The following is a 23,928-nucleotide window of genomic DNA, read 5'->3' on the forward strand; positions in this document are numbered from 1 at the left end:
TTTATTAACCGCGGTGGACGCGAAGGTTTGCGCAGAGAACGCAGTTTAGATATCTTATGATGAACCAGAGTTGCCAACTGGATAAATAAGCTAGTTAATTGGTTATAGGTAATTTAGTATTCATTAGTCTCCTTGTTAATAGTTAAGAGACTTATGCATTACAGAGTTGGATCAACAATGGCATTGAGGCTACTTCGGTCACCTGTCATCTGTCTTCCAGCCTAATAAACAAAGGAAATAGCGGTACTGGCATCATTAGGGATAATTATATAAATAACATCAACCATGCAAGACGACAACGGACAAAAAAAAGCAGACCAGCAGATTAATGTAGAGCTTTCAGAAGAAGTTGCTGAGGGAGTATATTCCAATTTGGCGATGATTGCTCATTCTAATTCAGAATTTGTTATTGATTTTATTCGCCTGATGCCTGGCGTGCCCAAGGCAAAAGTGAAGTCACGAATCATCGTGACTCCGGATCATGCGAAGAGGTTGCTTTCAGCTTTAAAAGATAATATCGAGAAGTATGAAGCAGCCTTTGGAAAGATAAGCCAGTCAGGAGGAGCACCCCAGTTTCCGATAAGTTTCGGAACACCGGGAGAAGCCTAGTAAAAATATAACTGCTTAGCTTTGTTACTCTTATTACTTTGTTTACCTTTGCAGTCCAAAATTTAACAGTTTACGGGAAAACTAAATTTTATCAGTTAATGCCTACTATTCAACAGTTAGTACGAAAAGGTAGAACTACACTGGAGACCAAATCAAAATCTAGAGCTTTGGATGCATGTCCACAGCGAAGAGGAGTTTGTACCAGAGTATACACTACAACCCCTAAGAAGCCAAACTCTGCAATGAGAAAAGTGGCGAGGGTGAGATTGACAAACGGAAAAGAAGTGAATGCTTACATTCCTGGAGAAGGTCACAATCTACAAGAACACTCGATCGTCTTGATCAGAGGTGGTCGTGTGAAAGATCTACCAGGTGTGAGATATCACATCATCCGTGGTGCACTAGATACCGCAGGAGTTAAAGACCGTAAGCAAGGTCGCTCTAAGTATGGTGCTAAAAGACCGAAGGCTGGAAAAGGCGCTCCGGCAAAGAAATAATACTTTATAACATTTAGAAAAAATGAGAAAAGCGAAACCAAAGAAGAGATATATTCTTCCTGATCCGAAGTTCAACGATACGCTAGTGACTAGATTCGTGAACAACCTAATGGTAGATGGGAAGAAGAGTATTGCTTACAGAATTTTCTACGATGCAGTAGAAAAAGTTGAAGAAAAAGTAGGTGAGAATGGTCTTGAAGTTTGGAAAAAAGCGCTAAACAATATTTCTCCATCCGTTGAGGTGAAGAGTCGTAGAGTTGGTGGTGCTACATTCCAGGTTCCAATGGAAGTCCGTCCTGACAGAAAGGTTGCATTGGGAATGAAATGGATGATCAGCTACGCCAGAAGAAGAGGTGAGAAGACAATGATGGACAGACTAGCTGGCGAAATTATCGCTGCTTCCAAAGGCGAAGGTGCCGGAGTGAAGAAGAAAGATGATACGCACAGAATGGCTGAGGCCAACAAAGCATTCTCCCACTTTAGATTCTAATCAATATGGCTAAAAGAGATTTAACACTTACCAGAAATATTGGTATTGCCGCGCACATTGATGCGGGTAAAACTACAACGACAGAACGAATTCTTTTTTATTCGGGCGTATCTCACAAAATAGGTGAGGTTCACGACGGTGCAGCTACCATGGACTGGATGGCTCAGGAGCAGGAAAGAGGTATTACTATTACTTCTGCTGCGACTACCGTTTTTTGGAATTACAGAGAGAAAAAATACCAGATCAACATCATCGATACTCCCGGTCACGTTGATTTTACTGTTGAAGTAAACAGATCACTTCGTGTTCTCGATGGATTGGTATTCCTTTTCAGTGCTGTAGATGGCGTAGAGCCACAGTCCGAGACTAACTGGAGACTTGCGGATAACTATAAAGTTGCCCGTATTGGATTCGTAAACAAAATGGACCGTGCCGGCGCAAACTTCCTTGAGGTTTGTAAGCAGGTAAAAGAAATGCTAGGCAGCTACGCTGTTCCTTTGCAACTTCCTATCGGTGCTGAAGATAGATTCCGCGGTGTAGTTGATTTGATCAATAACCGTGCGATCGTATGGAATGAGGAAGATTTCGGAATGACTTTCGAAGAAGTTCCGATTCCTGAAGATATGCTAGACGAAGTAGCGGAATACAGGGAGTACTTGCTTGAAGCTGTTGCTGATTACGATGAGTCTTTGATGGAGAAATTCTTTGAGGATTCAGAGTCCATCACTGAGCAGGAAATCCTTAAAGCTTTGAGAAAAGCAGTGATTGACATGAAGATTGTACCTATGGTATGTGGATCTTCTTTCAAAAACAAAGGTGTTCAGACCATGCTTGATCTAGTAATGGAATTGCTTCCTTCTCCTATGGATAAGGACGATATCATTGCACATGATATAGATGACGAGGAGAAAGACGTAAGAATCTCTCCTGATGAGACTGAGCCATTTGCAGGACTTGCTTTCAAAATTGCTACAGATCCATTTGTAGGTCGTCTTTGCTTTGTAAGAGCTTATTCAGGTATCCTGAATTCAGGTTCTTATATATACAATAGCCGTTCTGGAAATAAAGAGCGTATTTCTAGAGTTTTCCAAATGCATGCTAACAAGCAAAACCAAATCGATGCCCTAAGAGCTGGTGATATTGGTGCAGTGGTAGGCTTTAAAGATATCAAAACTGGTGATACACTTTGCGACGAAAGCCGTAAGGTGGTATTGGAATCAATGGTATTCCCTGAGCCTGTAATTGGTTATGCTATCGAGCCTAAGACTCAAGCTGACGTTGATAAGCTAGGTATGGCTATCGCTAAACTAGTAGAAGAAGATCCTACACTTCAAGTGAACACTGATCACGAAACTGGTCAGACTATCTTGAGAGGAATGGGTGAACTTCACTTGGATATTATCATCGATCGTTTGAAGAGAGAATTCAAGGTTGAAATCAACCAAGGAGCTCCTCAAGTGGCTTACAAAGAAGCTTTATTTGGTTCTGTTGAACATAAAGAAGTTTACAAGAAGCAGACAGGTGGTAAGGGTAAATTTGCGGATATATCATTCGAACTTAGCCCGAGAGATCCAGATCCAGAAACTGGAGAAATCAAGCCAGGTCTTGAGTTTGTAAACGCTATCGTAGGTGGTGTAATCCCTAAAGAATTTATCCCTTCCATACAGAAAGGATTTGCTGAGTCCATGAAAAATGGTCCTTTGGCAGGTTATCCTATCGAGTCTATGAAAGTGAGATTGTTCCATGGATCATTCCACGATGTCGATTCAGATGCTCTTTCTTTTGAATTAGCAGCTAGACTTGGCTTCAAAGATGCCGCTAAAAGATGTAAGCCTCAATTGCTTGAGCCAATTATGGCAGTAGATGTGGTTTCTCCTGATGAGTACACTGGTCCAATCACTGGTGACTTGAATAGAAGAAGAGGTTTGATGAAGGGAATGGACACTAAAGGTACTTCTTCTGTAATCAAAGCATCTGTACCATTGTCTGAGTTGTTCGGTTACATTACTGATCTAAGAACTATCACATCTGGTAGAGCTACAGCTTCATTGACATTCTCTCACTATGAGTCAGTGCCTAACAACATTGCCGAAGGTGTAATTGCTACAGTAAAAGGTCAGAAGGACTAAATAATATTTGCGATGAATCAGAAAATCAGAATAAAATTAAAATCATACGATCACAGCCTGGTGGATAAGTCATCAGAGAAGATTGTAAAGGCAGTGAAAGCCACTGGCGCAGTAGTAGTAGGGCCAATTCCATTGCCTACAAAGAAGGAGAAATTCACCGTATTGAAATCTCCACACGTGTCTAAGAAAGCTAGAGATCAATACCAACTTTGTACTTACAAGAGATTGGTGGATATCTACTCTAACTCCTCCAAAACGGTAGATGCTTTGATGAAAATCGAGCTTCCAAGTGGAGTTGATGTAGAGATCAAAGTTTGATCGGACTGGATTAATATACTAAAGACCTGCTTTTCGGAGCAGGTCTTTTTTGCTTAAGTGGGTTTATACGGAGGCTCTAGGGCTATAAATGCCTGAGTCACAACGGAAATATTTTGCAATAGAGTTAAAATTTAGGATTTCGGATTTGTTACAGAATTTTATTTCAGTAACTTTGCAGTCCTTTAAAAGGAGCCCCGGCAGACAAATGCCTGTGGGTTATTATATTATCTTATAAAAGATGTCTGGTATAATAGGTAGAAAAGTAGGAATGACTAGCATTTTCAGTGCCGATGGACGTAACGTCGCATGCACGCTAATAGAAGCTGGTCCTTGTGTAGTGACGCAAGTAAAAAACGTTGAAACAGACGGGTACAACGCAGTGCAGTTGGCTTATGGTGAGCGTAAAGAGAAAAATACGCCAAAACCATTGATCGGTCATTTTAAAAAGGCTGGTACAACACCAAAGCACAAAGTTGTTGAGTTCAGAGAGTTCCGGGTCGAATTTGAAGGCCAGGTAAATCTAGGAGCTACTGTGAAGGCTGGTGAGGTATTTATCGAAGGTGACTTCGTAGATGCTATCGGAACTTCAAAAGGTAAAGGATTCCAGGGTGTAGTAAAACGTCATGGTTTTGCTGGTGTGGGTGGACAAACTCACGGTCAGCACAACAGAGGTAGACACCCAGGTTCAATTGGTGCATGTTCTTGGCCATCCAGAGTATTCAAAGGAATGAGAATGGCTGGTAGAACGGGCGGAGACAGAGTGAAGGTTGTCAACCTTAGAGTGTTGAAAATCTATGCTGACAAAAACCTACTATTGGTTTCTGGTTCTGTACCTGGTCCTAAAAATTCTTTCGTTATTCTAGAGAAGTAAGCCATGGAATTAGCAGTAATTAATCAAAAAGGAGAAGACACAGGTAGAAAAATCAGCTTGTCTGATGAGATCTTCGCAATCGAACCAAACGATCACGCGATCTACCTTGATGTAAAGCAGTACTTGGCAAACCAAAGACAAGGTACGCACAAGTCTAAGGAGAGAAATGAGATAGCTGGCTCTACTCGTAAGATCAAAAAGCAAAAGGGCACTGGTAGTGCACGTGCTGGATCTATCAAGTCGCCACTATTCCGAGGAGGAGGAAGAGTATTTGGCCCGCAGCCAAGAGACTATTCTTTCAAATTGAATAAAAAGGTAAAACAACTAGCCAGAAAATCTGCACTTACTTATAAAGTGAAAGATAACAGCTTGTCAGTATTGGAAAGCATTTCATTTGACTCTCCAAAAACTAAGAGTTACTTGGCATTGCTGAACGGTTTGTCTCTAGGAGATAAGAAGACGTTACTAGTACTTCCTGAGGAAAATGCTAACGTGTTCCTTTCCAGCAGAAACTTGCCAAAGGCAAAAGTTGTGACTGTAAATGATGTAAATACTTACCAGGTTCTTAACGCTGATCACCTAGTGATCTGTGAAGGTTCTTTAAGTAAGTTGGAAACCATTTTATCGAAATAAGACAATGGATATTCTAAAGCAGCCTTTAATTACAGAAAAGATTTCTGCCATGAACGAAAGAGGCGTTTATGGATTCATCGTGGAAAAAACTGCGAAGAAACCGGAAATCAAACTTGCTGTAGAAAAAACGTTTGGTGTGAAAGTGGTTTCTATCAGAACCATCAGATATGCAGCAAAGCATAAATCTAGATACACCAAAGCTAAAGTGGTTTCAGGCTTTACCAATGCTTTCAAGAAAGCAATCGTGCAAGTAGCCGACGGTGAAGTGATTGATTTTTACGGAGAAATTTAATTGAATCTATATCATGGCAATTAAAAAGTTGAAGCCTGTAACTCCAGGGACAAGATTCAGAGTAGCTCCAGCATTTGACGAGATTACAGCGTCAAAGCCGGAAAAATCTCTTCTTGCTCCTATCAAGAAGTCAGGTGGACGAAATAATGAAGGCAAAATGACTGTCCGTAATATTGGCGGTGGTCATAAGAGAAGACTACGTATTGTAGACTTCAAAAGAAACAAGTTCGGCGTACCTGCGGTAGTTAAATCTATCGAGTATGATCCAAACAGAACAGCACGTCTTGCCCTACTATATTATGCAGATGGTGCGAAGGCCTACATTATCGCCCCGGAAGGTTTGTCAGTGGGACAAACAGTGATTTCCGGTGAGCAAGTTGCTCCAGAAGTGGGCAACGCGATGCCAGTGGTGAACATTCCAATGGGTACGATTGTACACTGTTTGGAGTTGAAGCCAGGAAAAGGTGCCGCAATGGTAAGAAGTGCCGGAGGTTATGCACAGATCGTAGCCCGTGACGGGAAATACGTGACAGTGAAACTTCCATCTGGTGAGATGAGACTTGTTCTTAATACGTGTATGGCAACTATTGGAACTGTTTCCAATGGTGATCACATGAACGTAGTATTGGGTAAAGCCGGTCGTAAGAGATGGCTCGGAGCTCGTCCTCGTGTAAGAGGGGTAGCAATGAACCCAGTAGATCACCCAATGGGTGGTGGTGAAGGTCGTTCTTCTGGAGGACACCCTAGATCTAGAAAAGGTCTATTGTCTAAAGGTAAGAAAACAAGATCTCCTAAGAAGTATTCAAACAAGTTCATCGTAAGCAAAAGATCTAAATAATTATGGCACGTTCATTAAAAAAAGGTCCTTATATCGAGCACCATCTTGTGAAAAAAGTGGATGCTCAGAACGAATCAGGCAAGAAATCGGTAATCAAGACTTGGTCAAGAAAATCAATGATTTCTCCGGATTTCGTAGGACATACCTTCGCTGTGCATAATGGGAATAAATTCATTCCAGTATTTGTAACAGACAACATGGTAGGTCATAAGCTAGGTGAATTTGCTCCTACCAGAAATTTCAGAGGCCACATTGCCAAAAAAGATAAAGGAAAGAGATAATCATGGAAGCATTAGCAAAATTAAATAATGTCCCTACATCTCCGCGTAAGATGCGCCTTGTGGCTGACCTTGTCAGAGGCAAGAGAGTAGGATTGGCACTTAGCATATTGAAGTTTACTCCTAATCATGGAGCTGCTCGACTTGAGAAGTTGTTGCTTTCCGCTGTAGCCAACTGGCAAGCGAAAAACCCTGATGCCAAATTGGAAGAAGCTGACCTATTCATCAAGACTGTAATGGTAGATGAAGGTAGAATGCTTAAGAGATTAAGACCAGCTCCTCAAGGTAGAGGTCATAGAATCCGCAAGAGATCAAATCATGTAACGCTTATTGTTGATTCATTCGACACGCAAGAAGTTACCGCTGATGTAGTAGAAACAAACGAAAAGGCAAATTAAGAACAGACTATGGGACAAAAGATCAACCCAATAGGATTTAGACTTGGTGTAGTCAAAGGCTGGGATTCCAACTGGTATGGTGGGAAAGACTTCGCTGAAAAGCTATATGAAGATCAGAAAATCCGTAAGTACGTCCTTGCCAGAATTCCTAAGGGAGGTATTTCTAAAGTGATTATTGAGCGTACGCTTAAAAGAATCACTCTTACGATACATACTGCCCGTCCAGGTGTTGTAATTGGTAAAGGTGGAGCCGAAGTAGATAAACTGAAAGAAGAACTTAAGAATATCACCAACAAGGATATTCAGATTAATATCTTCGAGATCAAGCGTCCTGAATTGGATGCGAAATTGGTAGGTGAATCAATCGCTCAGCAGCTTCAAGCAAGAATTTCTTTCAGAAGAGCTATGAAGCAAGCTATTGCAGCATCCATGAGAGTGGGAGCGGAAGGAATTAAAGTTAAACTTTCTGGACGTCTAGGCGGAGCTGAAATGGCCCGTTCTGAAATGTACAAAGAAGGAAGAATTCCTCTTCACACATTGAGAGCAGATATTGATTACGCCTTGTCAGAAGCCCTTACGGTATATGGCTTGATCGGAATCAAAGTTTGGATCTTCAAAGGTGAAGTGTACGGTAAGAGAGATCTTTCTCCTAATCAGGGAGCAGCTAATGAGCCTAAAGGTGCTCGTAATGCAGGTCCTAAGAGAAATGATGGTCCAAGACGAAGAAAAAGAAATAACTAATTTTCGCCCATAAGTGAGAACTCATGTTACAGCCAAAAAGAACTAAATATAGGAAAATGCAAAAGGGCCGTGTCAAAGGCATTGCACAAAGAGGGCATACGCTTTCTTTTGGCAACTTTGGCATCAAGTCCCTTGAAGCAGGATGGATCACCTCCCGTCAGATCGAGGCAGCTCGTATCGCGATGACGAGAGCAATGAAAAGAGAAGGACAGGTTTGGATCAGAATATTCCCTGACAAACCTATCACTAAAAAGCCCGCAGAGGTTCGTATGGGTAAAGGTAAAGGTGCTCCAGAATATTGGGTAGCCGTTATCAAGCCAGGAACGATCCTTTTCGAAGCTACTGGCGTGAGCCAGGAGACAGCTAAAGAGGCGTTGAGACTTGCACAGCAAAAGCTACCTGTAAGCACTAGATTTGTTGTTCGTAGAGATTACGCTGAATAATAAGCACTATGAAAAATACTGAAATCAAATCACTGTCTAACAGTGAAATCGCCGAGCGACTAGTCGCTGAGCAGGAGAATCTAACCAAACTTAGGTTTGCGCACTCGATATCTCCTATAGAGAATCCTAACAGAATCCGCGAGACCAAGCGCTTTATCGCAAGATTAAAGACTGCATTGGCTGCCAAATAATAGCTAACAAAAAGAATATGGCTACGACAGAGAGAAATCTTCGAAAAGAAAGAATTGGTAAGGTGGTAAGTAACAAGATGGATAAGTCCATTACCGTATTGATCGAGCGTCGCGTAAAGCACGCCATCTATGGTAAGTTTGTTACCAAAACAACCAAATTTATGGCTCATGACGAGACAAATGATTGTAACCCAGGTGACTTGGTGAAAATCAGCGAAACTCGTCCGCTGAGTAAGAACAAGCGTTGGAGAGTAGTTGAAATTATTGAAAGGGCTAAGTAATTATGATCCAGCAAGAATCAAGACTAAGCGTAGCGGACAACTCTGGTGCCAAAGAGGTATTGGTAATCCGCGTATTGGGAGGAACAAAAAAGCGATATGCTTCCATCGGCGATAAAGTCGTTGTGACAGTAAAATCTGCGCTTTCTTCCAGCAGCATGAAAAAAGGTACCGTTTCAAGAGCGGTAATCGTGCGTACTCGTAAAGAAATAAGAAGAAAAGACGGTTCTTATATCCGTTTCGAGGACAACGCAGCTGTGTTATTGAACAACAACGATGAGCCAAGAGGCACGCGTATCTTCGGCCCAGTGGCTAGAGAGTTGAGAGAGAAGCAGTTTATGAAAATCGTTTCATTGGCTCCTGAAGTATTGTAATCATGGAAAGAAAAATGAACAAGCAAACAAAGCTTCATATCAAAACTGGTGACACTGTAAAGGTGATCGCAGGTGATGACAATGGCAAAACAGGAAAAGTACTTTCTGTAGATAAGCAAAAAAGTAGAGCAATCGTGGAAGGTCTTAACATGATCACTAAACACGTGAAGCCTACAGCAGCTAAGCCTCAGGGCGGTATCGATAAGAAAGAAGCTTCTATCCATATTAGTAACCTGAAACTTGTAGATCCTAAGACTGGTGAAGCCACTAGAACAGGTCGCAAAGAAGGTGAAAATGGTAAATTAGTAAGATACTCTAAGAAAACTGGGGAGGTGATCAATGGCTAATCCAAGAATCAAACAAAAGTACGTGGACGAAATCGTCCCTGCTTTGAAAGAGAAATTCCAATACTCTTCAGTAATGCAAGTACCTAAGTTGGAGAAAATTGTTCTCAACAAAGGTATCGGAGCTGCTGTAGCAGATAAAAAATTGGTAGACCAAGGTGTAGAAGAGCTTTCTTTGATCACTGGTCAGAGAGCTGTTTCGACTATCGCAAAGACTTCTGTTTCCAACTTTAAGTTGAGAGAAGGAATGCCAATCGGAGCTAAAGTTACTTTGAGAGGTCAGACTATGTATGAATTCCTTGATCGTTTGATCACTATTGCACTTCCACGTGTAAGAGATTTCAAAGGTATTTCTGATAAAGGATTTGACGGAAGAGGCAATTACACACTTGGTGTGCAAGAGCAAATTATCTTCCCTGAGATCAGCATTGAGAAAGTCAACAGAATCTCAGGTATGGATATTACATTCGTTACCTCTGCTAAAACAGATGAGGAAAGCTTAGAATTATTCAAAGCTTTCGGAATGCCTTTCGTTAAAAAAACTAAAGAAGAATAGTCATGGCAAAAGAGTCAATCAAAGCTCGTGAGAGAAAAAGAGAGCGTCTGGTAGCCAAGTATGCTGATAAAAGAGCCGCACTTAAAGCTGCTGGCGATTATGAAGCACTTGATAAATTGCCTAAGAACGCGTCTCCAGTTAGACTTCACAACAGATGTAAACTAACTGGTCGTCCTAAGGGCTACATGAGAAAGTTCGGTATCAACAGGGTAACCTTCAGAGAAATGGCCTCAGCAGGCAAGATCCCTGGAGTGACAAAGTCCAGCTGGTAAAATAACGACAGTAGTTTTTATTATAAAAATCAATTCGTAACTTTGCACGCCCAAAACGGGTGTAGCTAGACTATAAAATACAATGACTGATCCAATAGCTGATTATCTGACTAGGTTGAGAAATGCCATCAAGGCATCTCACCGAATCGTAGAAATCCCTGCTTCTAACATCAAGAAAGAGATTACAAAAGTATTGCACGACAAAGGATACATTCAGAATTACAAGTTTGAAGAAAATGGTCCTCAGGGATCTATCAAAATTGCTCTGAAATTCAATCCTGTCACTAAGCAAAATGCTATTGTAAGCTTGAAGAGAGTTAGTACGCCAGGTTTGAGAAAATATGTGAAACATACGGAGCTTCCTAGAGTAATCAACGGGCTCGGCATAGCAATCGTCTCTACCTCTAAAGGTGTGATGACAGACAAAGAAGCCCGCACTGAAGGTGTAGGTGGAGAAGTTCTTTGCTACGTATACTAATTTACTATCATGTCTAGAATAGGTAAAAAACCAATAAATATACCCGGCGGTGTTACTGTAGACGTCACAGCTCATGGAACTGTGACTGTTAAAGGTCCAAAGGGTACACTGACTCAGGATGTGAATCCCGATATTACAGTGAAAGTAGAGGACAACGAGATCGTTGTCACTAGACCTACTGATTCCAAAAGACACAAGTCTATTCATGGTCTTTACAGATCACTAATCAACAATATGGTGATTGGTGTTTCTGAAGGGTACAAGAAGGATTTGGAGCTTGTAGGTGTAGGTTATAAGGCGTCTAATCAAGGTCAGATTCTTGAATTGAATCTTGGTTACTCTCACAACATCTTTATGATGCTTCCTGAAGAGGTTGCTATTAAAGCTGAGACTGCAAAAGGTAAGAATCCAATCATTACCTTAGAATCGATAGATAAAGAATTGATTGGACAAGTTGCTGCAAAAATCAGATCACTTCGTAAGGTTGAACCTTACAAAGGAAAAGGTGTGCGCTTCGTTGGTGAACAAGTTAGACGTAAGGCTGGTAAAACTGCCGCTAAAAAATAATAGGTTATGGCATTTAATAAGAATTCCAGAAGACTTAGAATCAAGCAGGGTATCAGAAGAAAGATTTCTGGTACTGATTCCAGACCTCGTTTGTCAGTTTTCAAAAGCAATACTGGCATTTACGCTCAGCTTATCGATGACCTTAAAGGTCAGACTGTGGCGCAGGCTTCTTCCAAAGAATTGGGAGCAAAGGCTAACGCTAATGTATCAGTTTCCAAAGAAGTAGGTAAAAAACTTGCTGAAAGAGCTGTTGCAAACGGAGTTGACTCCGTAGTATTTGACAGAAATGGCTACTTGTATCATGGGAATGTGAAAGCTTTGGCAGATGGTGCCAGAGAAGGAGGCCTTAAATTTTAATAAGCTATGTCTCAATTAAGAAGAAAGCCTATCAGGGCTACAGATACAGATCTAAAGGAAAAAGTAGTAGCTATCAACAGAGTTGCCAAAGTGGTAAAAGGTGGTAGAAGATTCTCTTTTTCAGCAATTGTTGTAGTGGGTGATGGCCAAGGTGTTGTAGGTTATGGATTGGGTAAAGCCAACGAAGTAACAGATGCAATCACTAAGGGTATCGAAGACGCAAAGAAGAATTTGGTGAAAGTGCCAATTTTGAAAGGCACTATCCCTCACGAGCAAATTGGAAAATACGGTGGAGGATTTGTTTTGATCAAACCAGCAGCAGCAGGTACAGGCGTTATCGCAGGTGGTGCAATGCGTGCAGTGTTAGAGAGTGCTGGCGTTACTGACGTATTGGCAAAATCTAAAGGATCATCTAACCCTCATAACGTGGTAAAAGCTACAATTGAAGCTTTGACTCAGCTAAGAGATGCAATCGCTGTTTCACAACAGAGAAGCATTAAAATGTCTAAAGTTTTTAACGGATAATCGAAATGGCTAAGATCAAAATCACGCAAACCAAAAGTACCATTGATAGACCAAAAGATCAAAAAGCAACTATCACTGCTTTGGGTCTTGGTCGTATCAGCAAATCAGTGACCGTAGAGAATACGCCTCAGATTGCCGGTATGGTAAATAAAGTTAATCACCTTGTAAAAGTGGAGGAAGCTTAATTATGAAACTGCATACATTAACACCAGCTGAAGGATCTACCAAAAATCGTAAGAGAATTGGTAGAGGTACAGGTTCAGGTAGAGGTGGAACTTCTACAAGAGGTCATAAAGGAGCGAAATCTAGATCAGGCTACAAGTCTAAATTAGGTTTTGAAGGTGGTCAAATGCCACTTCAAAGAAGAGTTCCTAAATTTGGATTCAAAAGCTTGAATAGAGTTGAGTTCAAACCAGTAAATTTGGATACATTGCAAAGCATTGCTGAGCAATACAATCTTGAAGTTGTAAACATGGAAGCTTTGGTTTCTCATGGTATTGCTTCTAAGAATGACAAAATCAAAATCCTCGGTGGAGGTGAATTGAAATCCAAATTAGACGTAACTGCTCATAAATTCTCAGCAACTGCAACAGCAGCTATTGAGAAGTTGGGTGGAACGGTAAACACAATTTAAGTTAATGAAAAAGTTTATTTCGACAGTTAAGAACATTTTCTCTATCGAAGACCTTAGAGTTAGAATCATGAATACGATCGGTTTTCTGATCATATTCAGATTAGGGTCGTTCATAGTTCTTCCTGGTGTTGATCCTTCTCGTTTAGGTGAAGCCCCAGAAGGGATCTTTGGATTGATCGATACCTTCCTTGGTGGAGCGTTCAGTAACGCATCTATCTTCGGTCTAGGCATCATGCCATATATATCTGCATCCATTGTGTTGCAGTTATTGACTGTCGGAGTACCATATTTTCAAAAAATGCAAAAAGAGGGTGAATCTGGTAGAAAAAGAATCAACCAGATCACTCGAGTTTTGACTATCCTAATCACTATTGCGCAAGGTATCGGATATGTTTCCGCTACTATAATGCCTACAGGTGCGGTGATGGTTAGCTCTACTTTATTTATGTTTAGCTCTTTGGTTTTACTTTCTGCCGGTACCATGTTCTGCATGTGGCTCGGAGAGAAAATCACTGAAAAAGGTATAGGTAACGGTATCTCAATGCTTATTATGATTGGTATCATATCTAGATTCCCTGGAGCGATCATAGCTGAAGGTCTAGAGAAAGGTACTTCAGGTATGTTGCTTCTTCTTATTGAAGCCGCCGTATTGTTCTTCGTGGTAGTTGGGGTGATTGCCTTGACCGAAGCGACTAGAAGAATTCCTGTACAGTACGCTAAGCAAGTAGTAGGTGGTAAAGTATATGGTGGACAAAGACAGTATATACCTATCAAGGTAAATGCGTCTGGAGTCATGCCAATCATCTTTGCACAGTCGTTGATGTTTGTTCCAGCTTTGATCGCTCAGATTTGGGCTTCAGAAAATGACATCGCCAACTATATTGGAGCTACGTTCAGTGATTTCACTTCTTGGCAATACAATCTGCTTTTCGCAGCAATGATCATTCTTTTCACTTTCTTCTACACTGCTATTACAGTTAACCCTGAGCAGATCGCTGAAGATATGAAGAGAAATGGAGGCTTTGTTCCAGGTATTAAGCCGGGAGCTCCTACATCGGAATTTATTGATGGAATTATTTCCAAAATTACACTTCCGGGATCTATTCTATTAGCTGCAGTAGCTATTCTTCCTGCTCTCGCAATTATTTCCGGAGTGGGTGGAGAGTTTGCTCAGTTCTATGGTGGTACCTCTCTATTAATTATGGTAGGGGTGATCATGGATACCTTGAGACAGATTGAAAGTTACTTGTTGATGAGACACTACGAAGGCATGATGAAAAGCGGTAATGTGAAGAATAATCCTTCTAATTACCAAGTTGCCTAAGATGATCAATTACAAGACTTCGGAAGAAGTTAAGTTAATAAAAGAAAGTGCCGACATATTAGCAAAAGCCCATGGGGAAGTAGCGAAGTATGTTAAGGAAGGGGTAAAGACCTCTTTTCTAGACAAAATTGCTGAGGAGTTTATCAGGGATCACAATGGAGTTCCTTCATTTAAGGGCTACAATGGATTTCCTGCTTCACTATGTATTTCTGTGAATGAAGTAGTTGTACATGGTTTTCCCAGTGAATATGAATTGAAAGATGGCGATATAATCTCAGTAGATTGTGGAGTCTTTCACCAAGGTTTTCATAGCGATTCCGCTTATACATACCCTATTGGTGAGGTCTCTCCTGCTGTAAAAGCATTATTAAAAGCCACTAAAGATTCACTTTACATTGGAATTGAGCAAGCTGTCTTTGGGAAAAGAATTGGCGATGTAGGCAATGCAATTCAGAAGTTTGTAGAAGCAAAAGGCTACACCGTAGTCAGAGAGCTTGTTGGACATGGATTGGGTAGAAGTCTACATGAAGCACCTGAAGTTCCTAATTATGGAAAAAAGGGAAGCGGTCCTTTACTTAAAGATGGAATGGTGATCGCAATTGAGCCCATGATAAATCTTGGAACACGGAATATTGTCCAAGAGCGGGATGGATGGACTATTCGTACTGCGGATAGGAAACCTTCAGCACATTATGAGCACACAGTAGCGATATTTGAAGATAGAACAGAGGTGTTAACCTCTCATAAATACATAGAAGAGAATTTTAAATTCTAATATGGCCAAGCAAACATCAATAGAGCAAGACGGTACGATTAAAGAGGCATTGTCTAATGCGATGTTCAAAGTGGAACTAGAGAATGGGCATCAACTGATCGCTCACATATCTGGTAAGATGAGGATGAATTATATCAAGATTCTTCCTGGTGATCGAGTAAAGTTGGAACTGTCTCCCTATGATTTGAGTAAAGGCAGAATTGTATATCGATATAAATAAGACTGAGATGAAAGTAAAAACATCCATCAAAAAAAGAAGTGCTGACTGCAAGCTAATCCGTAGAAAAGGGGTTTTGTATGTCATCAATAAGAAGAATCCTAAGTTTAAACAAAGACAAGGTTAAATTATGGCTAGAATTGCAGGTGTAGATATACCAGACAATAAGCGTGGCGTAATCGGTCTTACCTATATCTTCGGAATAGGTAGATCTGCAGCCAAAGCTATCCTGACCAAGGCCGGTATCTCTTTCGATAAAAAAGCAGGTGAGTGGGATGACGATGAGTCAACTGCTATCCGTAATATTATTGCTGAAGAGTTCAGAACCGAAGGTGTATTAAAGTCAGAGATCCAATTGAACATCAAGCGACTACAAGATATTGGTTGCTATAGAGGTTTGAGACACAGAAAAGGACTTCCAGTTCGTGGTCAGCATACCAAGAACAACGCCAGAACAAGGAAGGGTAAGAGAAAAACAGTTGCTAACAAGAAAAAAGCGACTAAATAAAACCTGATTAGATTATGGCTCAGAAAAGAAACGATAAAGCAAAGGGTAAAAAAAGAGTAGTAAAGGTTGAAGCTGTAGGGCAGGCTCACATCAGAGCATCCTTCAACAACATCATTATCTCTCTTACCAACAATGCAGGTCAAGTAATATCTTGGGCTTCTGCCGGTAAAATGGGTTTCAGAGGTTCAAAGAAAAATACTCCTTACGCAGCTCAAATGGCGGCGCAAAACTGTGGACAAGTAGCATATGACTTAGGTTTGAGAAAAATCGAAGTATTTGTAAAAGGTCCAGGATCTGGTCGTGAATCAGCGATCAGAACATTGCAAAATGTAGGATTGGATGTGACTACGATCATCGATGTGACTCCAATGCCGCACAACGGTTGTCGTCCTCCTAAGCGTAGAAGAGTTTAATCATAAAATTGTAATACAATGGCTAGATATACAGGTCCTAAAGCAAAAATTGCCAGAAAATTCGGCGAAGCTATAGAAGGACATAGCAAAGCACTTGCAAAGAAAAACTACCCTCCCGGCATGCACGGAAGAGGTAGAAGAAAAAAGCAGTCTGAATATGCAATCCAGCTTGCTGAGAAGCAAAAAGCAAAATACATCTACGGAGTATTGGAAAGACAATTCGCTAAGATGTTTGATATTGCTTCCAGAAAAACTGGAATCACCGGAGAGAACCTTCTTCAGCTTCTTGAAGCTAGATTGGACAACACGGTATATAGAATGGGAATTTCTCCTACCAGAAGAGGTGCTAGACAACTAGTTTCTCACAAGCATGTGCTTGTAAACGGTGAGGTAGTTAACATTCCTTCGTTTACACTTAAGCCAGGTGATGTAGTTTCTGTAAGAGAAAGATCTAAGTCTCTAGAAGCAATCACAAGTAGCTTAGCAGGTAGAGGTGCTAATAAATATTCCTGGTTAGAGTGGGATGGCACATCATTGACCGGCAAATTCGTCAGTGTTCCAGGCAGAGATGATATTCCAGAGAATATCAAGGAGCAACTCATTGTCGAACTTTACTCTAAGTAATATTTTAATATTTTCAGCTTTTAAAAAAGAACGAGATATATGTCCATACTAGCATTTCAAATGCCCGAGAAAGTGGTAATGGAAAAAGCCGATGATTTTCATGGCCTATTCACTTTCAAACCACTCGAAAAAGGCTATGGAGTTACAATCGGTAACGCCCTGAGAAGAATTTTGCTTTCTTCCTTGGAAGGTTATGCCATCACTGCCATCAAGATTCCTGGTGTAGTGCATGAGTTTTCGACCATCGAAGGTGTAGTTGAAGACGTTACAGATATTATTTTGAACCTGAAACAAGTGAGATTCAAGAAGGTGCACGAAGCATTTGACGGAAAAATCACTGTTGAGATTAAAAATCAGTCTGTGTTCACTGCAGGGGACATTGCTAAGTTCACTTCTTCTTTCGAAATCTTAAACCCAGAGTTGATAATCTGTCACATCGACGAGACTAAAAACTTTGAGATTGAGTTAACGATGGAAAAAGGAAGAGGCTATCTACCAGCTGAAGAATCCAAACCAAAAGAGCAAATCTTCGGTACTATTGCGATCGATGCTGTTTTCACTCCTATTAAGAATGTGAAATACAGTGTGGAAAATACGCGGGTAGAGCAGAAGACTGACTTCGAAAAATTGATTATGGAAGTTTCTACTGACGGTTCTATCCACCCGGAGAAAGCCCTTCAGGAATCTGCCAAAATCCTTATCCAGCACTTTATGTTGTTCTCTGACCAGACTATGGTTCTAGATTCAACAGGAATTGCGGAGCCGGAGCCAATTGACGAAGAATTCTTGCACATGAGAAAGCTTCTTAAGACTTCTTTGGGTGACCTTGACCTTTCTGTTCGAGCATTCAACTGTCTTAAAGCTGCTGACGTGAAGACTTTGGGCGATCTTGCCAAGCTTGAAATTTCTGATATGATGAAATTCAGAAACTTCGGTAAAAAATCCCTAGCTGAGCTTGAGCAACTTATCCAAGAAAAAAGCCTGACCTTCGGGATGGATATTTCTAAGTATAAACTTGATGAAGAATAAATAATAATGAGACACGGTAAGAAATTTAACCACCTTGGAAGGAAGGCCGCTCATAGAAAAGCAATGCTTTCTAATATGGCAACTTCGCTGATTCTTCACAAGCGTATCTCAACCACGCTTGCCAAGGCAAAAGAATTGAAGAAGTACTTGGAGCCACTGGTAACAAGAGCTAAAGAAGATACTACGCACAATAGACGTATGGCTTTCGCTTATTTGAAAAATAAGGAAGCTATCATCGAACTATTCGGTGAAGTAATCTCTAAAGTAGCTACTCGTCCAGGTGGATACACCAGAATTATTAAAACTGGTTTCAGATTGGGTGATAATGCAGAAATGTGTATCATCGAATTGGTAGACTTCAACGAATTGATGTTGAAAGATGCTCAGCCTGCTAAGAAAACTACTAGAAGATCTCGTAGAGGTTCTGGTAAATCTGCTGCCGCTGAGGAAACTAAAGCAACTACTGCACCTGCAGTAGAAGAAGCACCTGCAAAGGACACTGAGGAGCCTAAGGCACCTGAAGCTTCTGCTGATTCCGCTGAAGAAGAAACTGATAACAAATAAGTTGGTCAGTGGATTCACGATATTGGAAGGATTGGACATTTGTTCAATCCTTTTTTTATACCCTTTTCATTTAACTTCCTTCCCAATAAATATTTAACTTTGGGCAATTACTTAGCAAAATGATCAAACAAAAAGCAACTTTACTCTTGGCCGACGGAACGGTCTTTCACGGTTCTTTAATCGGTAATCCAGGAACGAATGGTGGCGAGATTTGCTTCAACACCGGAATGACAGGCTATCAGGAGATCTATACAGATCCTTCCTACACTGGTCAAATCATTGTAACAACTACTTCACATATTGGAAACTATGGTGTGATAGATGAAGAAGTAGAATCTGACCATCCTACTATAGGTGGAATAGTAGTCAATACATTTTCGGATGTATACTCTCGTCTAGACGCTTCTGGTTCTTTACAGGATTACCTTGTAAAGAATAGCATCACAGGGATTGCCGATATTGATACTAGGCAATTGGTTAGACATCTTCGCTCTAAAGGTGCAATGAATGCAATTATCAGCTCTGAATATGAAGATAATTTGGAAGGGTTGCAAGCTGAACTTGAAAGGGTTCCAGATATGGATGGCCTTGAGCTTTCTTCCACGGTATCCACTCAGGAACCTTATTTCTTTGGAGATGAAAATTCTTCAATAAAAGTGGCCTGTATGGATTTCGGGATAAAAAAGAATATTTTGAGAAGCTTGGCTGATCGTGGTGCATATTGTAAGGTTTTTCCTGCCAAAACAACTCTTTCAGAAATGGAAGAATGGGCGCCTAATGCATATTTCTTGTCAAATGGTCCTGGAGACCCAGCAGTAATGGAATATGCGGTAGATACTACTAAAGATATTTTAGAAACGGGAAAGCCTGTTTTCGGAATATGTTTAGGTCACCAACTTTTGGCTGAAGCATGTGGCATCTCTACTTATAAAATGCACCATGGACATAGAGGATTGAATCATCCTATCAAAAATCTTTTGACTGGAAAAAGCGAAATCACTTCCCAGAATCACGGATTTAATATTACCCGTGAGGATACCGAGCAAAATTCTGATGTAGAAATTACGCATGTACACTTGAATGATAATACTGTTGCTGGAATCCGTCTAAAAAACAAACCTGCTTTTTCCGTTCAATATCACCCGGAATCATCCCCAGGACCGCATGATTCCCGTTATTTGTTTGACGATTTTATTTCTTTAATTAATAAAAACTAGTACCCTTAAACCTTTTAAAACTATGACGTTGATTCAATCAATTCATGCAAGACAAATCCTCGATTCTAGAGGAAATCCTACTATTGAAGTAGATGTATATACAGAAAATGGAGCCTTTGGCCGAGCTGCTGTTCCAAGTGGCGCATCTACTGGTATCAACGAAGCTGTTGAGCTTCGCGATGGTGAGAAGGGTGCGTATATGGGCAAAGGCGTAATGAAAGCAGTTGCCAATGTGAACGACATCATAGCTTCTGAACTTGTAGGTTTTGACGTATTTGAGCAAAATTCGATTGACCAGATCATGATTGATCTTGATGGCACACCTAACAAAGGTAATTTAGGAGCTAACGCTATTCTGGGTGTTTCTTTGGCAGTCGCTAAAGCTGCAGCTATGGAGTCTAATCAACCACTTTACAGATACATCGGTGGTGTGAATGCAAATACACTTCCTGTACCGATGATGAACATCATCAACGGTGGTTCTCACTCTGATGCGCCTATCGCGTTCCAGGAATTTATGATCCGCCCTGTGGGTGCTCCTACTTTCTCAGAAGCAATGAGAATGGGAACTGAGATCTTCCACAATTTGAAGAAAATTCTTCATGACAAAGGCTTAAGCACTGCTGTAGGTGATGAAGGCGGGTTTGCTCCTAACTTCTCTGGAGGAACTGAAGAAGCTCTTGGAAGTATTTTGGATGCTATCGCTAAGGCTGGATACAAAGCTGGTGATGATATTACAATCGCATTGGATTGTGCAGCATCTGAGTTTTTTGTGGATGGCAAATATGACTATACAAAATTTGAAGGTTCTACTGGCGTAGCAAGAAGTAGAGAAGAACAAGTTGCTTACCTAGCTGAGCTTACTGAAAAATACCCTATCGATTCTATCGAAGATGGTTGTGCTGAAGAAGATTGGGAAGGATGGGCTATGTTGACTGCCAAAATTGGCAATAAGGTACAACTAGTTGGAGATGATCTTTTCGTTACTAACGTGAAATTCCTTCAGAGAGGAATTGAAGAGAAATCTGCAAATTCAATCTTGATCAAAGTAAACCAAATTGGTACATTGACTGAGACCATCAATGCAGTTAACCTTGCTCACAAAGCAGGTTTCACAGCGGTAATGTCTCATAGATCAGGTGAAACTGAAGATTCAACTATCGCTGATCTTGCAGTTGCATTGAATTGTGGACAGATCAAAACAGGTTCAGCATCTAGATCTGATCGTATGGCTAAATACAATCAATTACTTAGAATTGAAGAGCAATTAGGAGATTCAGCTGTTTTCAACGGCAAGTTCTAATTCAGTGCTTTATAAAAAGTATTCTTTTAAGACAGCTTACCTAGGTAGGCTGTCTTTTTTTTGCACCATTTTTGTAACTTGAAACCGTATAACAATCATTTCATATGAGCAAATACCTTAAGTACACCAAAAGCTTCTATTTTCTGGGACTTGTTTTTTTTATTGCATGGATGATTTTTATTGACTCAAACAATGTTGTTAACCAGGTAAAGTTGAGTAGTAAGCTGGGCCAACTTGAAGATCAAAAAGAGTTCTATCTAGAGCGTAAAGAGAAAATCAAAGCTGAACGAGAGGAATTGATGAGTAATCCTGAACTTTTGGAGAAGTTTGCCCGTGAGAAGTACTTAATGAAGAAAAATACTGAAGATCTCTATGTCATTGTTAAAAAGTAAATACCTATTCTTATTTTTTCTAGGGTTTGTCCTGTTTCAAACGTCCGCATTTGCTCAGCGAGAAATATACGAAGGCGATTCCATTCCTTTCAAAGAGAGATTATATTATGGGGGGAACTTTGGGATGCAATTTGGTACTGTTACTTTAATTGATTTTTCCCCTCTTGTTGGTGTGATGATCACTCCAAAATTCTCCTCAGGGGTTGGGATCACTTACCAGTACTTTAATGATAAGCGCTATATCGGTGGGGAGACCTCTTCCTATGGTGGAAGGCTTTTTAGTAGGTATAATATCTTTCCGAATATTTTTGCTCATGCAGAATATGAATCGATCAATTTTGACAATTACAATTTGTTATCTGATGAGTTTGAGCGAATTTGGTCGAATGCACTTTTTTTAGGAGGTGGTTATTTTGCGCCTTTTGGTTCCAGAGGTGGAGTTAATTTCACCTTCTTATATAATGTATTACATGACAATCTTCGTTCGCCCTATGGTGAACCATACGTGATCCGTGTGGGTTTTGTGCTGTAGATACTTCTAACTCACTTTTCATGGATTCTTTTGTTTCAAAACTATACAAATCTCATCGGGATTGCTCAGAATGTCCTTCTCCGAAGGTAATTCAACAGTTTTTCGAAGATACACTAGGTTTGCTTTTCCCAGAATTTACGGTTGATAAAATTAGTGAGGAATCACAAATAGAAGCTGCATTGTTTCAATTGAAGAGCGACCTTTCCTCGATACTTGATCGCAATCCTCATTTACATAACGGAATTGGTTCTAAAATAGCCCATGCTTTCTTTCTGAATCTTGAGCAGGTTTTCGACTGGATTCATCAGGATGTAGATGCCATGTTTGCAGGTGATCCCGCAGCCAAATCAAGGACTGAGATCCTTAGAAGTTACCCAGGTTTTTATGCAATCGCAGCCTATAGAATTGCACATTCGCTCAATGGATTGGGAGTTAAATTGATTCCAAGAATGATTACAGAATTTGCGCATAGCCGTACAGGGATTGATATTCACCCAGGAGCAACTATCGGTCAGTATTTCTGCATAGATCACGGAACTGGCGTTGTGATAGGGGAAACTACTGAAATCGGGAATAATGTGAAGATCTACCAGGGAGTTACTCTTGGAGCTTTAAGTGTGGACAAAGCAGATGCCGACAGTAAAAGACATCCAACCATAGAAGATGATGTGGTGATCTATTCAGGCGCAACGATTTTAGGCGGTAATACAGTTATAGGAAGAGGAAGTGTGATAGGAGGCAATGTATGGCTTACCAAAAGCGTGGCTAGAGGAAGTAAAGTCTATTATCAAACACAAATGTATCATGCGGAATCTGCTGTGACGGATATGTATATTTTCAAAAACGATCAAGATGAGGCTATTTGAACTGATAGGAAACACTCCTTTGATACAACTGGAACATATTCCAGTGAATCCAAAAGTCAAGATTTTTTGTAAACTGGAAGGTCAGAATCCAGGAGGAAGCGTAAAAGATCGCGCTGCCTATAATATGTTGCGAAGTGCCATGGATCGTGGTGAAATCAAATCCGGTTATAAGCTGGTAGAGGCAACCAGCGGGAATACAGGCATTGCCTTGGCCATGGTTGCCAAAGTTCTTGGATTGGAGATGACGTTGATCATGCCTGATAACTCCACTAAAGAGAGGGTAATCTCTATGGAAGCTTACGGAGCTGAGGTGATTTTGACCCCTGCGGCAAAGACTATTGAATATTCTAGAACTCTTGCAGAGCAGATGAGCAAAGAGGGCTACTTCATGCTGGATCAGTTTGGGAATCCTGATAATTACCTCGCTCATTACAAGACTACCGGGCCTGAAATATGGGAAGATACTGATGGTGAAATCACACATTTCGTGTCAGCCATGGGTACTACGGGTACGATCATGGGAGTGTCAAAATACTTGAAAGAAAGAAATGCTGATATTCAGATTGTAGGTACGCAACCTACAGACGGATCCAGTATCCCTGGGATAAGAAGATGGTCTCCGGAATTTTTGCCTAAGATCTTTGACCCAAATAGAGTAGATCAGGTAATAGATGTAAGCGAGCAACAGGCTACTGAAATGACCCGTAGAATGGCTAGAGAAGAGGGGATCCTTGCAGGTATGAGTAGTGGTGGAGCATTGCATGCTGCTATTGAACTTTCCAAATCGTTGAAAGAAGGTGTTATTGTTTGCATTACCTGTGACCGCGGCGATAGATATTTGAGTTCGGATCTTTTTGGTTAATTACTTCTTAGGAATCATTTTCCCCTATTGAGGTATAATCGCTATAAAATAGCTGAGTAATTTTCTTGTTTAAATGAAGAATCACCCTTCATATACGTCTCCGTTGGTTATTAGGAAGGATTTTGAATCGTTTAGAAGAGCGGAGTTCTCTTGGGCAGAGGGTTTGCATTAATTCAATTGTAAAAACGA

General features: G+C 40.6%; 40 protein-coding genes. All 40 read left to right on the top strand.

Features of this window, described 5'->3' with window-relative positions; genetic code table 11:
* The first annotated feature begins 285 nt into the window (after nucleotides 1-285).
* The 40 genes from AACZ87_RS15980 to cysM all read left to right on the top strand — a co-directional run bounded on the left by AACZ87_RS15980 (nucleotide 286) and on the right by cysM (nucleotide 23,739).
* The gene (locus AACZ87_RS15980; protein WP_339868677.1) at nucleotides 286-609 is read left to right on the top strand and encodes a DUF3467 domain-containing protein; all 324 of its coding nucleotides are present in this window, start codon (nucleotides 286-288) and stop codon (nucleotides 607-609) included.
* A gap of 98 nt (nucleotides 610-707) precedes the next feature.
* Nucleotides 708-1,106, top strand: coding sequence for a 30S ribosomal protein S12 (gene rpsL, locus AACZ87_RS15985; protein ID WP_057939461.1), 399 nt, complete (start codon nucleotides 708-710; stop codon nucleotides 1,104-1,106).
* A 22-nt stretch (nucleotides 1,107-1,128) separates the two neighbouring features.
* The gene (gene rpsG, locus AACZ87_RS15990) at nucleotides 1,129-1,596 is read left to right on the top strand and encodes a 30S ribosomal protein S7 (RefSeq protein WP_283414129.1); all 468 of its coding nucleotides are present in this window, start codon (nucleotides 1,129-1,131) and stop codon (nucleotides 1,594-1,596) included.
* Nucleotides 1,597-1,601: 5 nt separating this feature from the next.
* A complete protein-coding gene (fusA, locus tag AACZ87_RS15995; protein ID WP_339868679.1) occupies nucleotides 1,602-3,725 on the top strand; it encodes an elongation factor G in 2,124 nt (707 codons plus the stop codon).
* 12 nt (nucleotides 3,726-3,737) lie between these two features.
* Nucleotides 3,738-4,043: a 30S ribosomal protein S10 gene (rpsJ, locus tag AACZ87_RS16000; RefSeq protein WP_008203035.1), complete on the top strand. Its 306-nt coding sequence runs from the start codon at nucleotides 3,738-3,740 to the stop codon at nucleotides 4,041-4,043.
* Nucleotides 4,044-4,281: 238 nt separating this feature from the next.
* On the top strand, nucleotides 4,282-4,914 hold the full coding sequence (rplC, locus tag AACZ87_RS16005) for a 50S ribosomal protein L3 (RefSeq protein WP_091692120.1): 633 nt from the start codon (nucleotides 4,282-4,284) through the stop codon (nucleotides 4,912-4,914).
* A gap of 3 nt (nucleotides 4,915-4,917) precedes the next feature.
* Nucleotides 4,918-5,547: a 50S ribosomal protein L4 gene (gene rplD, locus AACZ87_RS16010; RefSeq protein ID WP_283414131.1), complete on the top strand. Its 630-nt coding sequence runs from the start codon at nucleotides 4,918-4,920 to the stop codon at nucleotides 5,545-5,547.
* 4 nt (nucleotides 5,548-5,551) lie between these two features.
* The gene (gene rplW, locus AACZ87_RS16015; RefSeq protein WP_111611451.1) at nucleotides 5,552-5,839 is read left to right on the top strand and encodes a 50S ribosomal protein L23; all 288 of its coding nucleotides are present in this window, start codon (nucleotides 5,552-5,554) and stop codon (nucleotides 5,837-5,839) included.
* Between the two features lie 13 nt (nucleotides 5,840-5,852).
* Nucleotides 5,853-6,677 (top strand): 50S ribosomal protein L2, encoded by an 825-nt coding sequence (gene rplB / locus AACZ87_RS16020; protein WP_339868686.1) that lies wholly within the window; start codon nucleotides 5,853-5,855, stop codon nucleotides 6,675-6,677.
* A 2-nt stretch (nucleotides 6,678-6,679) separates the two neighbouring features.
* Nucleotides 6,680-6,958 (top strand): 30S ribosomal protein S19, encoded by a 279-nt coding sequence (gene rpsS, locus AACZ87_RS16025; protein WP_057939455.1) that lies wholly within the window; start codon nucleotides 6,680-6,682, stop codon nucleotides 6,956-6,958.
* Nucleotides 6,959-6,960: 2 nt separating this feature from the next.
* The gene (gene rplV / locus AACZ87_RS16030; protein ID WP_283414133.1) at nucleotides 6,961-7,353 is read left to right on the top strand and encodes a 50S ribosomal protein L22; all 393 of its coding nucleotides are present in this window, start codon (nucleotides 6,961-6,963) and stop codon (nucleotides 7,351-7,353) included.
* A gap of 9 nt (nucleotides 7,354-7,362) precedes the next feature.
* Nucleotides 7,363-8,094, top strand: a complete 732-nt coding sequence (rpsC, locus tag AACZ87_RS16035; RefSeq protein WP_086500275.1) for a 30S ribosomal protein S3 — start codon at nucleotides 7,363-7,365, stop codon at nucleotides 8,092-8,094.
* A gap of 23 nt (nucleotides 8,095-8,117) precedes the next feature.
* Complete coding sequence (rplP, locus tag AACZ87_RS16040) at nucleotides 8,118-8,537, top strand: 50S ribosomal protein L16 (protein ID WP_283414134.1); 420 nt, start codon at nucleotides 8,118-8,120, stop codon at nucleotides 8,535-8,537.
* Between the two features lie 8 nt (nucleotides 8,538-8,545).
* Entirely contained in the window at nucleotides 8,546-8,728 is a 183-nt protein-coding gene (gene rpmC, locus AACZ87_RS16045; protein ID WP_283414135.1) for a 50S ribosomal protein L29, read from the top strand.
* Nucleotides 8,729-8,745: 17 nt separating this feature from the next.
* Complete coding sequence (rpsQ, locus tag AACZ87_RS16050; RefSeq protein WP_283414136.1) at nucleotides 8,746-9,009, top strand: 30S ribosomal protein S17; 264 nt, start codon at nucleotides 8,746-8,748, stop codon at nucleotides 9,007-9,009.
* A 2-nt stretch (nucleotides 9,010-9,011) separates the two neighbouring features.
* On the top strand, nucleotides 9,012-9,380 hold the full coding sequence (gene rplN / locus AACZ87_RS16055) for a 50S ribosomal protein L14 (RefSeq protein ID WP_086500285.1): 369 nt from the start codon (nucleotides 9,012-9,014) through the stop codon (nucleotides 9,378-9,380).
* A gap of 2 nt (nucleotides 9,381-9,382) precedes the next feature.
* Entirely contained in the window at nucleotides 9,383-9,727 is a 345-nt protein-coding gene (rplX, locus tag AACZ87_RS16060) for a 50S ribosomal protein L24 (protein WP_339868691.1), read from the top strand.
* Nucleotides 9,720-10,280, top strand: coding sequence for a 50S ribosomal protein L5 (gene rplE, locus AACZ87_RS16065; protein WP_086539684.1), 561 nt, complete (start codon nucleotides 9,720-9,722; stop codon nucleotides 10,278-10,280). Before rplX ends, rplE begins: the two co-directional genes overlap by 8 nt.
* Before the next feature lie 2 nt (nucleotides 10,281-10,282).
* Nucleotides 10,283-10,552: a 30S ribosomal protein S14 gene (gene rpsN, locus AACZ87_RS16070; RefSeq protein WP_086539683.1), complete on the top strand. Its 270-nt coding sequence runs from the start codon at nucleotides 10,283-10,285 to the stop codon at nucleotides 10,550-10,552.
* A gap of 82 nt (nucleotides 10,553-10,634) precedes the next feature.
* Complete coding sequence (rpsH, locus tag AACZ87_RS16075) at nucleotides 10,635-11,030, top strand: 30S ribosomal protein S8 (RefSeq protein ID WP_057939445.1); 396 nt, start codon at nucleotides 10,635-10,637, stop codon at nucleotides 11,028-11,030.
* A gap of 9 nt (nucleotides 11,031-11,039) precedes the next feature.
* A complete protein-coding gene (rplF, locus tag AACZ87_RS16080; protein ID WP_339868696.1) occupies nucleotides 11,040-11,597 on the top strand; it encodes a 50S ribosomal protein L6 in 558 nt (185 codons plus the stop codon).
* 6 nt (nucleotides 11,598-11,603) lie between these two features.
* Nucleotides 11,604-11,954 (top strand): 50S ribosomal protein L18, encoded by a 351-nt coding sequence (gene rplR, locus AACZ87_RS16085; protein WP_111611458.1) that lies wholly within the window; start codon nucleotides 11,604-11,606, stop codon nucleotides 11,952-11,954.
* A 6-nt stretch (nucleotides 11,955-11,960) separates the two neighbouring features.
* Nucleotides 11,961-12,479, top strand: coding sequence for a 30S ribosomal protein S5 (gene rpsE / locus AACZ87_RS16090; RefSeq protein WP_111611459.1), 519 nt, complete (start codon nucleotides 11,961-11,963; stop codon nucleotides 12,477-12,479).
* A 5-nt stretch (nucleotides 12,480-12,484) separates the two neighbouring features.
* Complete coding sequence (rpmD, locus tag AACZ87_RS16095) at nucleotides 12,485-12,664, top strand: 50S ribosomal protein L30 (protein WP_057939441.1); 180 nt, start codon at nucleotides 12,485-12,487, stop codon at nucleotides 12,662-12,664.
* Nucleotides 12,665-12,666: 2 nt separating this feature from the next.
* Complete coding sequence (gene rplO, locus AACZ87_RS16100) at nucleotides 12,667-13,113, top strand: 50S ribosomal protein L15 (protein ID WP_339868699.1); 447 nt, start codon at nucleotides 12,667-12,669, stop codon at nucleotides 13,111-13,113.
* Between the two features lie 4 nt (nucleotides 13,114-13,117).
* A complete protein-coding gene (secY, locus tag AACZ87_RS16105; protein WP_283414143.1) occupies nucleotides 13,118-14,437 on the top strand; it encodes a preprotein translocase subunit SecY in 1,320 nt (439 codons plus the stop codon).
* 1 nt (nucleotide 14,438) lies between these two features.
* Complete coding sequence (gene map / locus AACZ87_RS16110) at nucleotides 14,439-15,212, top strand: type I methionyl aminopeptidase (RefSeq protein WP_339868701.1); 774 nt, start codon at nucleotides 14,439-14,441, stop codon at nucleotides 15,210-15,212.
* Between the two features lies 1 nt (nucleotide 15,213).
* Nucleotides 15,214-15,432, top strand: coding sequence for a translation initiation factor IF-1 (gene infA / locus AACZ87_RS16115; RefSeq protein WP_057939437.1), 219 nt, complete (start codon nucleotides 15,214-15,216; stop codon nucleotides 15,430-15,432).
* A gap of 7 nt (nucleotides 15,433-15,439) precedes the next feature.
* Nucleotides 15,440-15,556, top strand: a complete 117-nt coding sequence (rpmJ, locus tag AACZ87_RS16120; protein ID WP_082632371.1) for a 50S ribosomal protein L36 — start codon at nucleotides 15,440-15,442, stop codon at nucleotides 15,554-15,556.
* A gap of 3 nt (nucleotides 15,557-15,559) precedes the next feature.
* Nucleotides 15,560-15,937 (top strand): 30S ribosomal protein S13, encoded by a 378-nt coding sequence (gene rpsM, locus AACZ87_RS16125; RefSeq protein WP_091692107.1) that lies wholly within the window; start codon nucleotides 15,560-15,562, stop codon nucleotides 15,935-15,937.
* Between the two features lie 14 nt (nucleotides 15,938-15,951).
* Nucleotides 15,952-16,350 carry a 30S ribosomal protein S11 gene (gene rpsK, locus AACZ87_RS16130; RefSeq protein ID WP_057939435.1) on the top strand — a complete coding sequence of 133 codons (399 nt, stop codon included), beginning with the start codon at nucleotides 15,952-15,954 and terminating at the stop codon, nucleotides 16,348-16,350.
* An 18-nt stretch (nucleotides 16,351-16,368) separates the two neighbouring features.
* The gene (gene rpsD, locus AACZ87_RS16135; RefSeq protein WP_111611463.1) at nucleotides 16,369-16,974 is read left to right on the top strand and encodes a 30S ribosomal protein S4; all 606 of its coding nucleotides are present in this window, start codon (nucleotides 16,369-16,371) and stop codon (nucleotides 16,972-16,974) included.
* 39 nt (nucleotides 16,975-17,013) lie between these two features.
* Nucleotides 17,014-18,003, top strand: coding sequence for a DNA-directed RNA polymerase subunit alpha (locus AACZ87_RS16140; RefSeq protein ID WP_339868707.1), 990 nt, complete (start codon nucleotides 17,014-17,016; stop codon nucleotides 18,001-18,003).
* A gap of 6 nt (nucleotides 18,004-18,009) precedes the next feature.
* A complete protein-coding gene (gene rplQ / locus AACZ87_RS16145) occupies nucleotides 18,010-18,567 on the top strand; it encodes a 50S ribosomal protein L17 (protein ID WP_339868709.1) in 558 nt (185 codons plus the stop codon).
* Between the two features lie 119 nt (nucleotides 18,568-18,686).
* A complete protein-coding gene (gene carA / locus AACZ87_RS16150; protein ID WP_339868711.1) occupies nucleotides 18,687-19,784 on the top strand; it encodes a glutamine-hydrolyzing carbamoyl-phosphate synthase small subunit in 1,098 nt (365 codons plus the stop codon).
* A 22-nt stretch (nucleotides 19,785-19,806) separates the two neighbouring features.
* Nucleotides 19,807-21,087: a phosphopyruvate hydratase gene (gene eno, locus AACZ87_RS16155; protein WP_339868713.1), complete on the top strand. Its 1,281-nt coding sequence runs from the start codon at nucleotides 19,807-19,809 to the stop codon at nucleotides 21,085-21,087.
* Between the two features lie 104 nt (nucleotides 21,088-21,191).
* Nucleotides 21,192-21,479: a septum formation initiator family protein gene (locus tag AACZ87_RS16160; protein WP_339868715.1), complete on the top strand. Its 288-nt coding sequence runs from the start codon at nucleotides 21,192-21,194 to the stop codon at nucleotides 21,477-21,479.
* Nucleotides 21,460-22,011, top strand: a complete 552-nt coding sequence (locus AACZ87_RS16165; protein WP_339868717.1) for a hypothetical protein — start codon at nucleotides 21,460-21,462, stop codon at nucleotides 22,009-22,011. Before AACZ87_RS16160 ends, AACZ87_RS16165 begins: the two co-directional genes overlap by 20 nt.
* A 20-nt stretch (nucleotides 22,012-22,031) precedes the next feature.
* A complete protein-coding gene (locus tag AACZ87_RS16170) occupies nucleotides 22,032-22,877 on the top strand; it encodes a serine acetyltransferase (protein ID WP_339868719.1) in 846 nt (281 codons plus the stop codon).
* Nucleotides 22,864-23,739: a cysteine synthase CysM gene (gene cysM / locus AACZ87_RS16175; protein ID WP_339868721.1), complete on the top strand. Its 876-nt coding sequence runs from the start codon at nucleotides 22,864-22,866 to the stop codon at nucleotides 23,737-23,739. The genes AACZ87_RS16170 and cysM overlap by 14 nt, the downstream gene beginning before the upstream one ends.
* Nucleotides 23,740-23,928 lie beyond the last annotated feature (189 nt).

It is taken from the genome of uncultured Algoriphagus sp. (assembly GCF_963974365.1).
Taxonomy (GTDB): domain Bacteria; phylum Bacteroidota; class Bacteroidia; order Cytophagales; family Cyclobacteriaceae; genus Algoriphagus.